This window comes from Streptomyces sp. NBC_00122 (assembly GCF_045160845.1).
Taxonomy (GTDB): domain Bacteria; phylum Actinomycetota; class Actinomycetes; order Streptomycetales; family Streptomycetaceae; genus Streptomyces.
The window spans coordinates 6,483,249-6,495,609 of record NZ_CP108191.1 but is presented as its reverse complement, the minus strand read 5'-3'; the positions used below and the strand labels follow the sequence as shown (position 1 = coordinate 6,495,609).

Sequence of the window (12,361 nt, the reverse complement as noted above, 5' to 3'; positions counted from 1 at the left end):
CTGGCGGCGGGCACGGCCATCACCGCCGTCGGAGTCGTATGCGTGGCGCGCACGGTACGCGCACGACGCGCCCGGGATCTTCCGGTCGCCGCGCTGCCCCTGCTGCTGGGCGCGCACCAGCTGGTGGAGGCCGCCGTCTGGGATTCGGACGGCGGCCGCTCCCCCGCCACCACCGCCTGGGCGGTGATCGCCCTGCCCCTGCTGGCCGTGTGAGTGCCGCTCGGCGTGCTGTGCGCGGCCGCGCCCGCGGTCGGGCGCCGCCTGTGGGGGCCGGTCGCCGTCGGCCTCGCCACCGGCGCGGTCCTCTCGTGCGCCCTCGCGACGCGGCCGGTCACCGCGGAGATCCGCGGCCACACGGTCGGCTACGGCATGGACGTCCCGTACGCGCCGCTCCTCGTGACGGGCTACCTCTTCGCCACCCTCGGCGCCCTGCTGCTCGCGGGCGACCGCCGGCTGCGGCTGCTCGGGGGCCGTGACGGCCGCCGGGGCGGTGGCCTGCGCGGCCCTGTGGAGGCTTGAATTCGCCTCCACCTGGTGCGCGTTCGCCGCGGTCCCGTCCTTGCTGGTCCTGGGCTGGACGGGCCGCCCGGAGCCCACCGAGCCGATGACATGACCGGCCTGAAGTCGCCAAGTTACTCACAAGTATGTAGTGACTTCACACGCCCATAGCAGTAGAACTCGTTCTCATTCAGCCAAGAGTGAGGAACGTCACATGAGTGAGAACGGCGTGCCCAGAAACGGTCCCAACGGATTCTCCCGACGCGGATTCCTCGCAAGAACAGGTTCTATTCTGGGGGCGGTGGCCCTCTCTGCTCACGTCACCCCCGCTTCAGCCGCGCAGGCCGCCACCTCCGCCGCCCCGATCGGCGACGGAGCCCGCGTCCCCGTCCTGGTGATCGGCACCGGATACGGCGGATCCGTCGCCGCCCTGCGCCTGGCTCAGGCCGGCGTCGATGTACACATGGTCGAGATGGGCATGGCCTGGGACACCCCCGGCAGCGACGGCAAGATCTTCGCCCACACCACCAACCCGGACTACCGCTCCTACTGGCTGCGCACCAAGACCAAGGCGCCGCTCAGCAACTTCCTCGGATTCCCGATCGACAAGACCGTCCCCAAGTACACGGGCATCCTCGACGCCGAGGAAATGGGCGGCATCATCGTCTACCAGGGCCGCGGGGTCGGCGGCGGCTCGCTCGTCAACGGCGGCATGGCCGTCACCCCGAAGCGGCAGAACTTCAGCGCCGTCCTGCCCTCGGTGAACGCCGACGAGATGTACGACACCTACTACCCCCGGGCCAATGCCGGACTCGGCGTGGGCCTCGTCGACCCGGCCTGGTTCGACACCGTCGCCTGCTACCAGTACGCCCGCGTCGGCCGCAAGCACGCCCAGCGCTCCGGCTTCCCCTTCGTCTTCGTCCCCGACGTGTACGACTGGGACTACATGAAGCAGGAGGCGGCCGGCACCGTACCCAAGTCCGCGGTCGACGGCGAGATCCTCTACGGGAACAACCACGGCAAGAAGTCGCTCCAGCAGACCTACATCGCCGCGGCCAAGGCCACCGGCAAGGTCACCATCTCCCCCCTCCACCAGGTCACCTCGGTCGCGCCCGCCCCCGGCGGCGGCTACACCGTCGGCATCAGCCAGCTGGCCACCGACGGCACCGTCACGGCGACCAAGACCGTCACCTCCGACCGGGTGTTCTTCGCCGCCGGCAGCGTCGGCACCAGCAAGCTGCTCGTCAAGCTGAAGGCCACCGGCGCCCTGGCGAACCTGAACGACGAGATCGGCAAGGGCTGGGGCGACAACGGCAACGTCATGTGCGGCCGCGCCAACCACATGTGGGACGCGACGGGCAAGGTGCAGGCCGCGATCCCCTGCGGCGGCATCGACAACTGGGAGGCGGGCGGTGCCTTCGCCGAGGTCGCCCCGCTCCCGACGGGGATCGAGACCTACGCGTCCTTCTACCTCTCCATCACCAAGAACCCGCACCGCGCCCAGTTCTCCTGGAACGCGGCGGCCGGCAAGGTCGAACTCGACTGGCAGACGGCGTGGAAGCAGCCGTCCATCGACATGGCCAAGACCATCTTCGACAAGATCAACTCGAAGGAGGGGACGATCTACCGGACCGACCTCTTCGGCACCAACAAGATCTGGGGCGACCACCTCACCTACCACCCGCTCGGCGGCGCCGTCCTCGACAAGGCCACCGACAACTACGGTCGCCTGCACGGCTACACCGGCCTGTACGTGATCGACGGCTCGCTCATCCCCGGCAACACCAGCGTCAACCCGTTCGTCACCATCACGGCCCTCGCCGAGCGGAACATCGAGAAGATCATCGCCACCGACCTGTAGCCGGGGCCGGGCACACCGAAGCCGGGGCCGACCGGATCCACCGAGCGGCCCCGGATCCATGTCAGTGACCCGGCAGCATGCAGACGCTGTCGAGGCCGAGCACGTGGTTGAGCCGGCCGAAGGCCAGCCAGGACCCGATGCTCATCGTCAGCTCCACGATCTCCAGCTGGCTGTAGTGCGCGGTCATCCGGTCCCAGAACTCGTCGTCGAGTCCGTGGTGGTCGAGCGTGTACCTCTCGGCGTACTCCGCCGCCAGCCGGGTGCGGTCGTCGAAGGCCTTCGTCGTGCGCCACTCGGTGACCGCGTCGGGGAACTCCTCCTCGACCTTCTCCCCCTCCCGTTCGGTACGCCAGTCCAGGCAGAAGACGCACCCGTTGATCTGCGCGACGCGCAGCCGGGCGGCCTCGAACTCGCGCAGGCCCAGAGTGGTGTGGGCGTACACCGAGAGGGAGAAGTTGGCGGCGGCCATGCCGATGCCCGGGACCATGTCGCCCCACACGTACTCGATCGGGTGCTGGCCTTCGGGGATGTCGATCCTCATGACTGTTTCCTTCCGAGTTTGCCGACGGCGGGGCGCAGCGGGATGTCGAGGGCGTCGTAGAGTCCGGGCTTGGCCTCGGTGAGCCAGTCGATGGCGCTCACCAGGCGCCCGACGGCGGTGGCGTTGCCGCCGGCCGAGCGGTTCTCGCCCTCGTCGGTGGCCTCGATGGTGACCTCGATGCGGGGACGGCCTTCGATGACGACGCGGTGGGCGCCGTCGCCGCCGTTCGGCGGCGACGGCCAGTCCGGAGCGCACGCGGCGTGGATGCGGGTGACGTGCTCGATGACGATGCGGGGCTCGCCCTCGACGATGCCCTGCACCTCGAAACGGATCGCCCCCTGGGTGCCGGCCTCGAAGGCGCCCATCGTCCTGGTGGTCACGGTGGTGTCGAGCGCGCGGCGCTCCGACGTCTCGCGGATCTCGTCCAGTTCGACCCCGAGGGCCCGGGCCATCATGCGTATCTGGCCGCCCCACACCATGGTCGGGATCGAGGGCATGAGCATCATCGGCTCGTGCTCCATGGGCTGGCCCATGCCGACGAGTTGACGGACGGAGTCCGGCTGGTCGTAGGTGGAGTAGTCGAAGATCTCCTGGCAGCGGATCACGTCGATGGTGGCGCCCAGTCCGCTGAGCAGCAGCGGGAGTACGTCGTTGCCCCAGCCGGGGTCGACTCCGGAGGCGAACAGCGAGCCGCCGCCCTCCGCGATGGCGGCCAGCACCGGATCGCGGAACTCCGGCGGTGCGCTGCGGTGGTCGTAGAGCGGGTACAGCGCGGGGCTGACGACCACCGCGCCGGACCGGATCGCCCGGGTGATGTCGGCGAGGGCGTCGTCGGGACGGACGTCCCCGGAGGCCGCGTACACGACGGCCTGCGGGCGTCCGGCCAGGACGGCTTCGATGTCGTCGGTGGCCTCGACCCCCAACGGGTGGCCGAGTCCGCCGAGTTCGCCCGCGTCGCGGCCGACCTTGGCTGGATCGTGGACGATGACTGCGGCGAGCTTCAGCTCGGGATGGGCCTCGACGGCGCGGATGGCCAAACGGCCGACGTTGCCGGTACCCCAGACAACCGTGGAAATCATGCGCGGAGGGTAGCTACAGGACCTGCACCTTTCCAGAGCCGTGCGGCCCAGAGCGTTACTGGTTCTGGCCGCCCAGGACGAAGAGCAGGTAGACGAAGAAGGCGAAGAGGTGGCCGACGAACAAGTAGGCGATCAGCCGGATCAGCAGACCGCGCGGGAACTTCGATTCGATGCGCGCCCGCATGGTGACGGGGTTCTCTCCTTGGGACATGGCTGGGACTCCTCGGCTGTCTGTGGCGCAGGGGGGCTATCGGGGGTGCGTGGACGTGGTGGCTCCGCCGAGGCACAGCCCGGCGAGGCTGCTCTGCAGCAGGGTGTGGACGAACAGCAGGTCGGCTCCGCCCGCGGAGGCCGCGCCGATCCGGTGCGGGGTGAGCGAGTCGAAGTGCGCGCTGTCCCCCGGTTCCAGCAGGTACTCGGCCTCCCCCAGGTGCAGCCGCAGCCTCCCGGCGAGGACGTACAACCACTCCTCGCCGGGATGTACGCGGACCAGCTCGCCCTGGCTGCGGCCCTGAGGGACGTGCACGCGCAAGGCCTGCATCCCGCGCCCGGAGCCTCCGGCCTGCCAGTACGTCCACCCGTCGGCCTCCCGGGCACCCGGACCGCCGGCCCGTACGATGGGATCGGCGACGGCCGGGGTCTCGCCGAGCAGCTCGGAGACGGTCGTACCGTAGGTGCGGGCGAGCGCGAGCAGCAGCGGCAGCGAGGGCTGACGCCGTCCCGTCTCCAGCCGGGACAGGTGCGCGGGCGAGAGCCGGGCCCTCGCCGCGGCGGCTTCCAGGGTGAGTCCGGCGCGGCGGCGCAGGTCACGCAGTTGCGGGGCCACGGCGGGCAGCTCGTCGGCGGGCTCGGCGGGGTCGGCCACCGCTTCGGGGCCGGTTGCGGGGTCGGTCCGGTCTTCGGGACCGGGGGCAGGACCGGATGTCATGCCCCGATTGAGCCAGAGATTTGCCTTTCCGGCAATGCGTCTTGCCTCTGAGGCAAATTCACCGGACCCTGCCCTGTTCGAGCACCGTGTCCACCGTGTCGGCCTGGTCCGCGCGCTTGTCCGGGCGGTGCCGGAGCACCCGCGCGAAGCGCAGCGCCACCCCGGCCGGGTAGCGCGGGGAACGCTGCAGACCGTCGTAGGCGACCTCCACGACCAGTTCCGGGCGCACCCGGACGGTGAAGCCGTCGTCCGAGGTCGCCAGCGCGCCCAGCGCCCCGGTCTGCCAGCGCAGCATCTCGTCGGTGAGCCCCTTGAAGGTCTTGCCGAGCATGGCGTACGTCCCGTCGGCGGCCCGCGCGCCGAGGTGCAGGTTGGACAGCAGCCCGGTGCGCCGTCCGTGGCCCCACTCGGCGGCGAGGACGACCAGGTCCAGGGTGTGCACCGGCTTCACCTTGAGCCAGTTCCTGCCGCGCCTGCCCGCCGCGTAGGCGGAGCCGAGACCCTTGACCATCACACCCTCGTGGCCGCGGCGCAGGGTCTCGGCCCAGAACTCCTCCGCCTCGGCGGCCTGCGCCGACGCGTCCTCGACCACGAGGCGGCGGACCCGGGCACTCTCGGGCACGAGCGCGGCGAAAATCTCGTACCGCTCGCGGACCGGGAGGTCGAGCAGCACGTCGTCCCCGGCGACCAGGACGTCGAAGAAGAAGGGGACCACCGGGAGCGTCCGCCGGGCGGCCTCCACGTCGACGCGCGAGCCGACCCGGCTCGCGATCTCCTGGAAAGGCACCGGACGGCCGTCCGCGGCCCGGCCGATGACCTCTCCGTCGAGGACGAACCGTTCCCCCGGCAGCGACCGGGCCAGCGCGGCCACCTCCGGCAGCCGGTCGGTGATCTCGTCCAGGGAGCGCGTGTACACCCGTACCTCGTCCCTCTCGCGGTGGACCTGGACCCGGATCCCGTCGAGCTTCTCCTCCACCGCGCAGGGCCCGAGCGCGGCGAGGGCCTCCGCGACCGTCTTGGCGGTGGCCGCCAGCATGGGCTGTACGGGTTGCCCGACGCGCAGGGTGACGTCCCGCAGCGCCTGCGGCCCGTCGGCGAGGACGGCGGCGGCCACGCGCGGCAGCGACCCGTCGAGCATCACGGCGCGGCGCAGGTCCTCGGCCGGAACTCCGGCGGCCGCGGCCACGCCCTCCAGGGCCACCGCGTCGAGTGCGCCCTGGCGTACCTCGCCGGAGAGCAGGCTGCGCAGGAACCGCTGCTCGGCCTCGGTGGCCGCGCCGAGCAGGCCGTCCAGGATCCGGCGGCGCCGGGCCTGCGATCCCGGGCCGGCGACGGCGGCCAGCTCCGTGACCGCCTCGTCCACGGCCCGGACGGTCAGGCCGGGCTCCGGCGCCGGTTCCACCTCCTGCGCGAGGGCGCGCCAGCCGATGCCGGGGCGGCCCTGTGGGAGGCGCCCGGCCAGGTACGAGATCACCAGCGCGGCCTCCTGCGGGGGTGCGGCGGCGAAGAGCTCCGCGAGCAGGGCGGTCTTCCGCGACCGGGCGGAGGTGTCGGCGACCTCCTGGGACACGCGCGCGACCTCGGCCAGCAGCATGCGGCCATCCTCCCGCCGGGCGGAGCGCCCCGCAGGTCGGGAGCCGGGTGGCCGCATACCGCGGGTGCGGTACAGGGGGGCGGTCCGTGTACTCCCCCGGAAGGTGGGGACATCCCCCTGTGGGCGCTCGGGCCGGGGGGCACCTGGCGTTTAGGGTTCCCATATGAAGCTCCGACTGCCCAGGCGACGCCGGGACCGCCTGCTCGCCGGCGCGGCCGCGCTCGCTGTCGTCGCGGGAGCCGGCACGTGGACGGCCGCGGCCTCGGCCGCCGGTGACGCTCCGGCCGTGCACCGCCAGGACGCCGTGCTGGACATGCCCGACGCCGCGATCGACACCTCGTACTTCACGGCCGGCGGCGGGGACGGCGAGGGGAAGAAACGTCCCGCCGTGCTGCTGGGGCACGGTTTCGGCGGCAGCAAGGACGATGTGCGCGCGCAGGCCGAGCGGCTGGCCCGCGACGGGTACGCCGTCCTGACCTGGTCGGCGCGCGGCTTCGGCCGCTCCGGGGGCCGGATCGGGCTGAACGACCCGGAGTACGAGGTCAAGGACGTCTCCCGGCTCATCGACTGGCTCGCCATCCGGCCCGAGGTGCAGCTCGACGCGGACGGCGATCCGCGCGTCGGCGTGTCCGGCGCCTCGTACGGCGGTGCGGTCTCCCTGCTCGCGGCCGGGTACGACCGGCGGGTGGACGCGATCGCCCCGCAGATCACCTACTGGAATCTGGCGGACTCCCTCTTCCCGAACGGCGTCTTCAAGAAGCTGTGGGCGGGCATCTTCTTCACCTCCGGCTCCGTCGGCGGCATGCAGCCCGCCCAGCCGGGGCCGCAGGCGCCCGATGCGCGGTCCGCCCCCGGCTGCGGGCGGTTCCAGCCCGAACTCTGCTCCATGTACGAGCGGGTCGCGGTGGCGGGGAAGCCCGACCCCGAGGCCCGCGCGCTGCTGGAGCAGCGCAGTCCGTCGGCCGTCGGTGCCCGCATCAAGGTGCCGACCCTCATCGTGCAGGGCCAGGACGACTCCCTCTTCCCGCTGGACCAAGCCGACGCCATGGCCAAGGCCATCGCGGCGAACGGCGCGCCCGTCTCCGTGGACTGGGCGGCCGGCGGGCACGACGGCGGCATGCGCGAGGCGGACCGGACCGAGGCCCGGGTCGCCGCCTGGTTCGACCGCTACCTCAAGGGGGGCGGGGCCGGCGAGAACACGGACACCGGCCCGGCGTTCCGCGTCTCGCGCTCCGGCGGCATCGACTCCACCGACGGGCGGGTACAGCTGCGCGGCGCGAGCGGCGAGCGGTACCCCGGACTCACCTCCGGCCCGGAGCGGTTCGCGCTGACCGGGCGCGAGCAGGGCTTCGCCAATCCGGCGGGCGGGGCGCCCCCCGCGCTGTCCTCGCTGCCCGGCATCGGCGGGCAGCTCGCCGCCTTCGGAGCCGGGTTCTCGCTGGACTTCCCGGGGCAGAGCGCCCGCTTCGAGTCGGAGCCGCTGACCGAGGACGTACGGATCACCGGGACTCCGACCGTCACCCTGAAGGTGAGGTCGACGGCGCAGGACGGTTCGGCCGTGCTCTTCGGCAAGGTGTACGACGTCGGGCCCGACGGTCGCCAGCAGGTGCTGCCGAGTCAGCTGGTCGCCCCGGTGCGGGTGGAGGACGCGCAGCAGGGCAGGTCCGTCGAGCTCCGGCTGCCCGCGATCGACCACGCCGTGGAGGCCGGGCACCGGCTGCGGCTCGTGGTCGCGGCGACCGATCTCGGCTACGCGACCCCGGCCGCGCCCGCCACCTACACGGTCTCGGCCGAGGGTCCGCTGGCCGTCCCCGTGGCCGCGGACGTGCGGACCGCCTCGGCCGGGCTGCCCGCCTGGACGTGGTGGCTGCCGCTGGGCGCGGCGGCGCTGGCCGCGGCGCTGCTGGGGATCCGGCGGACCGGGCGGGGGCCGGCAGGGGCGCGGGGCGGCGTACCGCAGCCGGAGCCCGCGCTGGCCGACGTACCGCTGGAGATCACCGGACTGACGAAGCGGTACGCGAAGGCGGAGGACCGGTACGCGGTACGGGACCTGTCGTTCCGGGTGGAGAAGGGGCAGGTGCTGGGGCTCCTCGGGCCCAACGGCGCCGGCAAGACGACCACCTTGCGGATGCTGATGGGGCTGATCTCGCCGGACGCCGGGGAGATCCGGGTGTTCGGGCACGCGGTACGGGCCGGGGCGCCGGTGCTGTCGCGGGTCGGGGCCTTCGTGGAAGGCGCCGGATTCCTGCCGCACCTGACGGGCCGGGCGAACCTGGAGCTGTACTGGCAGGCCACCGGCCGTCCGGCCGGGGACTCGCACATGGCGGAGGCCCTGGAGATCGCTGGGCTCGGCGACGCGCTGGAGCGCGCGGTGCGCACCTACTCGCAGGGCATGCGGCAGCGCCTGGCGATCGCGCAGGCCATGCTCGGCATGCCCGACCTGCTGATCCTCGACGAGCCGACGAACGGTCTGGACCCGCCGCAGATCCGGGAGATGCGGGACGTGATGATCCGCTACGCGGCGGGCGGACGGACGGTCATCGTCTCCAGCCACCTGCTGTCGGAGGTGGAGCAGACCTGTACGCACCTGGTGGTCATGGACCGCGGCAGACTGGTGCAGGCGGGCGAGGTCGCGGAGATCACCGGCGGCGGGGACACCCTGCTGGTGACGCTGGCGGAGCCGGTGGACGAGACGGCCGTCGAGAAGGTGGCGGCGCTGGAGGGAGTGGGTTCCGTGGTGTCCGCCGAGGACGGGCTCCTCGTACGGCTCGAAGGCGCGACGGCCGCAGGGCTGATCGCCGAACTCGTACGGCTGGAGGTGCCGGTGGCGGGAGTCGGGCCGCACCGCCGGCTCGAGGACGCGTTCCTCACCCTGATCGGAGGTTCGGCATGAGCACGGTAGAGGCAGGGACCGTCCAGGAGGTGGCCCCGGGCTACCGGGCGAACCGTACGCTGCCGCTGCGCGTGGAGGCGCTGCGGCAGTGGCGCCGGCGGCGGACGCTGGTGATGGGCGGGGTGCTGGCCGCGCTGCCCTTCATCCTGATCATCGCGTTCGCGGTGGGCGGCGGGCCCGGCAGCCGCAGCGGCGGAGACGGCCGGATCACCCTCATCGACACGGCGACGGCCTCGGGCGCGAACTTCGCCGCGACCTGCCTGTTCGTGTCGGCGGGCTTCCTGCTGGTGGTGCCGGTCGCGCTGTTCTGCGGGGACACGGTGGCCTCCGAGGCGAGCTGGTCCTCGCTGCGCTATCTGCTGGCGTCGCCGGTGCCGCGGGCGCGGCTGCTGTGGAGCAAGCTGGTGGTGGCGCTCGGCTTCAGCCTGGCGGCGATGGTGCTGCTGCCGGTGGTCGCGCTGGCTGCGGGCACGGCCGCGTACGGGTGGGGGCCGCTGAAGCTCCCGGCGGGCGGCGCGCTGCCCGCCGGGGACACGGTGCCGCGGCTCGCGCTGGCGGTCGCCTTCGTCTTCGTGTCGCAGCTGGTGACGGCGGGGCTCGCGTTCTGGCTGTCCACGCGGACGGACGCGCCGCTGGGCGCGGTGGGCGGCGCGGTCGGGCTGACGATCGTCGGGAACGTGCTGGACGCGGTCACCGCGCTCGGGTCGTGGCGCGAGTTCCTCCCGGCGCACTGGCAGTTCGCTTGGGCGGACGCCTTGCAGCCGCAGCTGGAGTGGGGCGGGATGGTCAAGGGGGCGGCGGTGTCGGTGTCGTACGCGCTGGTGCTGTTCGCCCTCGCCTTCCGGGGGTTCTCCCGCAAGGACATCGTGTCCTGAGTCCGCACGGCGGCCCGCGGCCCACCGGCCGACCGGCCGCGGCCCCGGAGCCGCGGCCGGAAGCGCCCGCCTGCGTCCTGACGGGGGCGCCCGTCTGAGGCGTCATTCCGGCTTCCGCGCCCCCGGGATGGCGTCGATCGCGGCGAGCAGCCCGGCGTCGAGCGGTCGGTCGGCGACGGCCGCGTTGGCGCGTACCTGTTCGGCCGAGGTGGCCCCCGCGATGACGGAGGCGCAGCCGGGCTGGGCCGAGAGCCAGCCGATGGCGAGTTCGAGGACGGTACGGCCGTACTTCTCGGCGAGGGCGGCCAGCGCTTCGACGACGTCGAGCCGTTCCTCGGTGAGGTACGCGTCGCGGCCTTCGAGGCGGGAGCCGGCGGGGACGGCCGCGCCGCGGCGGATCTTGCCGGTCAGGAGGCCGTTGGCCAGCGGGAAGTACGGGAGCACGCCGACGCCGTAGTGCAGGGCCGCCGGGACGAGCTCGCGCTCGGCCGACCGCTCCAGCAGCGACCACTGGTTCTGCGCGGAGACGAAGGGAACCGAGCCGGTCTCGCGGGCGACGTGGGCGGCTTCGGCGAGCTGCCAGCCGGTGAGGTTGGAGTGGCCGATGTAGCGGACCTTGCCCTCGGCGACGAGTTCGGTGAGGGCGGCCAGGGTTTCGGCGATGGGGGTGGCCGGGTCGGGGCTGTGCAGCTGGTAGAGGTCGATGTGGTCGGTGCCGAGGCGGCGCAGGGACTCCTCGACGGCCCGGCGGATGTAGGCGCGGCTGCCGCGGGCGCCGGCTGCGGGCCCGTACTTCATGTCCATGCCGGCGAAGCCGAACTTGGTGGCGAGGACGACCTGGTCCCGGCGGCCCTTGAGGGCCTGCCCGAGGTGGCTCTCGGAGCCGCCGAGGCCGCCGTAGATGTCGGCGGTGTCGAGGAGGGTGATGCCCGCGTCGAGGGCGGCGTCGACGACGGCGCGGGTCGCCTGGGCGTCGAGCCGGCCGCCGAAGTTGTTGCAGCCGAGCCCGACGGCGGAGACCTGAAGACCCGAACTGCCCAGGGAGAGATAGCGCATGCGTTTCCAGCCTCCGCGTTGGTGCGATGCCTGACCGGCCGTCGGGTCAGTCTAGAAGGGCCGGGCGCACTTCACGGGCTGCTCCTTCCGGCCGGCGTCGGGGCACTGGAGGCGCGCACCGTCGTCGAGTGGGGGGGTCGGTTCAGCCCTCGTAGTCGTACTTCATCCCGATGCCCAGGGTGCCCTGGGCCGGGAGGAGTCCGGAGCCGACGATGTCGAGGACCGGCGGAAGGAGCAGTTCGGCGAGCCGCGCCACTTCCTGCGGGGTCAGCGCGGACCACGGGGCGGCGGCGAGTTCGTCGGTGAGCTTCTCCACGGCGGTGCGCAGCGCCAGCCCCGCCGCGGTGGCCGTACCGTCCTCGGTCAGCAGGCCTCCTGCGGCGAGGCGGTCGCGGGCGGCGCTCCACTCGCTCGTGGACCACTCGCGGTTCGCGAACGCCTCGGCGGGAGCGGCTCCGGCGCCGGAGTGCAGGACCAGGGACTCGACAGGGTCGAGGTGGTGGGCCTGAAGGGCGGCGATGTGGCCGTCGCCGCGGTGCTCGCGCAGGATCGTGGCGGCGTGCCAGAGCACGGCGTGCGGTGTCCCGGGCCAGGGCAGCGCCGCGTTGGCGGCGGCCAGCGGGCGTGCTGCGGTGTCGGCGGCCTCGGCGGCGCGGCGGGCCAGGCGCGCCGCCTCGGCCAGGTCCGGGGAGGCGGTGCGTTCGCCCAGTAGCGAGCGCAGGGCGCGGTCGGTGGCGGCGGCGCGGGCCGCGAGGACCCGGGCCGGCGGGGCGGGCTGCCAGGAGCGGGCGACGTAGCGCCGCACCATGCCCGGGTTGAAGCTGTAGAAGAGGGCGTTCACGAGCTCCGCGTCGGCCGGGCCGAGCGGGGCGGCCCTGAAGGCGAAGTACATGGGCCACCGCTCGTCCGTGGCGTAGCCGAGGCCCGCGGCCTCCTCGTAGCTCTCGGGCGCGAAGTAGACGAGGGCGTGGACGGGTTCCAGCAGCTGCCACAGCTGCCGGACCGTGCCCAGACCGTGTGCGCCGTCGTACCTCAT

At 73.0% G+C, this 12,361-nt stretch carries 10 protein-coding genes and 1 pseudogene; 4 read left to right on the top strand and 7 right to left on the bottom strand.

Annotation, left to right across the window (positions count from 1 at the left end; translation table 11 throughout):
* Positions 1–613 (top strand): annotated as a pseudogene (locus OG737_RS29570) (DUF6629 family protein).
* Between the two features lie 99 nt (positions 614–712).
* Complete coding sequence (locus OG737_RS29565) at positions 713–2,359, top strand: GMC oxidoreductase (protein ID WP_328929266.1); 1,647 nt, start codon at positions 713–715, stop codon at positions 2,357–2,359.
* Between the two features lie 61 nt (positions 2,360–2,420).
* On the opposite strand, the gene OG737_RS29560 is transcribed toward OG737_RS29565, so the two are convergent.
* Genes OG737_RS29560 through OG737_RS29540 form a run of 5 tightly spaced genes read right to left on the bottom strand, consistent with a single transcriptional unit; the run spans position 2,421 to position 6,501 of the window.
* Complete coding sequence (locus tag OG737_RS29560; protein ID WP_328929265.1) at positions 2,421–2,900, bottom strand: carboxymuconolactone decarboxylase family protein; 480 nt, start codon at positions 2,898–2,900, stop codon at positions 2,421–2,423.
* Positions 2,897–3,979 (bottom strand): dihydrodipicolinate reductase, encoded by a 1,083-nt coding sequence (locus tag OG737_RS29555; RefSeq protein ID WP_328929264.1) that lies wholly within the window; start codon positions 3,977–3,979, stop codon positions 2,897–2,899. Before OG737_RS29555 ends, OG737_RS29560 begins: the two co-directional genes overlap by 4 nt.
* A 55-nt stretch (positions 3,980–4,034) precedes the next feature.
* Positions 4,035–4,190: a DUF6126 family protein gene (locus OG737_RS29550; RefSeq protein ID WP_328929263.1), complete on the bottom strand. Its 156-nt coding sequence runs from the start codon at positions 4,188–4,190 to the stop codon at positions 4,035–4,037.
* Between the two features lie 36 nt (positions 4,191–4,226).
* A complete protein-coding gene (locus OG737_RS29545) occupies positions 4,227–4,907 on the bottom strand; it encodes a helix-turn-helix domain-containing protein (RefSeq protein ID WP_328929262.1) in 681 nt (226 codons plus the stop codon).
* Between the two features lie 58 nt (positions 4,908–4,965).
* A complete protein-coding gene (locus OG737_RS29540) occupies positions 4,966–6,501 on the bottom strand; it encodes an ATP-dependent DNA ligase (protein WP_328929261.1) in 1,536 nt (511 codons plus the stop codon).
* Between the two features lie 163 nt (positions 6,502–6,664).
* On the opposite strand from OG737_RS29540, the gene OG737_RS29535 reads away from it, so the two are divergent.
* Positions 6,665–9,394: an alpha/beta fold hydrolase gene (locus OG737_RS29535; protein ID WP_405676990.1), complete on the top strand. Its 2,730-nt coding sequence runs from the start codon at positions 6,665–6,667 to the stop codon at positions 9,392–9,394.
* Positions 9,391–10,269, top strand: a complete 879-nt coding sequence (locus tag OG737_RS29530; RefSeq protein WP_328929259.1) for an ABC transporter permease — start codon at positions 9,391–9,393, stop codon at positions 10,267–10,269. Before OG737_RS29535 ends, OG737_RS29530 begins: the two co-directional genes overlap by 4 nt.
* Positions 10,270–10,371: 102 nt before the next feature.
* On the opposite strand, the gene OG737_RS29525 is transcribed toward OG737_RS29530, so the two are convergent.
* On the bottom strand, positions 10,372–11,325 hold the full coding sequence (locus OG737_RS29525; protein WP_405922192.1) for an aldo/keto reductase: 954 nt from the start codon (positions 11,323–11,325) through the stop codon (positions 10,372–10,374).
* Positions 11,326–11,467: 142 nt separating this feature from the next.
* Complete coding sequence (locus OG737_RS29520; protein WP_405676994.1) at positions 11,468–12,361, bottom strand: SCO6745 family protein; 894 nt, start codon at positions 12,359–12,361, stop codon at positions 11,468–11,470.

Excerpts from the sequence above, each read along its gene's own strand:
- OG737_RS29520 (WP_405676994.1), bottom strand. The coding sequence starts at position 12,361 with ATGAGGTACGACGGCGCACACGGTCTGGGCACGGTCCGGCAGCTGTGG.
- OG737_RS29525 (WP_405922192.1), bottom strand. The coding sequence starts at position 11,325 with ATGCGCTATCTCTCCCTGGGCAGTTCGGGTCTTCAGGTCTCCGCCGTC.
- OG737_RS29565 (WP_328929266.1), top strand. The coding sequence starts at position 713 with ATGAGTGAGAACGGCGTGCCCAGAAACGGTCCCAACGGATTCTCCCGA.
- OG737_RS29550 (WP_328929263.1), bottom strand. The coding sequence starts at position 4,190 with ATGTCCCAAGGAGAGAACCCCGTCACCATGCGGGCGCGCATCGAATCG.
- OG737_RS29530 (WP_328929259.1), top strand. The coding sequence starts at position 9,391 with ATGAGCACGGTAGAGGCAGGGACCGTCCAGGAGGTGGCCCCGGGCTAC.
- OG737_RS29560 (WP_328929265.1), bottom strand. The coding sequence starts at position 2,900 with ATGAGGATCGACATCCCCGAAGGCCAGCACCCGATCGAGTACGTGTGG.
- OG737_RS29555 (WP_328929264.1), bottom strand. The coding sequence starts at position 3,979 with ATGATTTCCACGGTTGTCTGGGGTACCGGCAACGTCGGCCGTTTGGCC.
- OG737_RS29540 (WP_328929261.1), bottom strand. The coding sequence starts at position 6,501 with ATGCTGCTGGCCGAGGTCGCGCGCGTGTCCCAGGAGGTCGCCGACACC.
- OG737_RS29545 (WP_328929262.1), bottom strand. The coding sequence starts at position 4,907 with ATGACATCCGGTCCTGCCCCCGGTCCCGAAGACCGGACCGACCCCGCA.
- OG737_RS29535 (WP_405676990.1), top strand. The coding sequence starts at position 6,665 with ATGAAGCTCCGACTGCCCAGGCGACGCCGGGACCGCCTGCTCGCCGGC.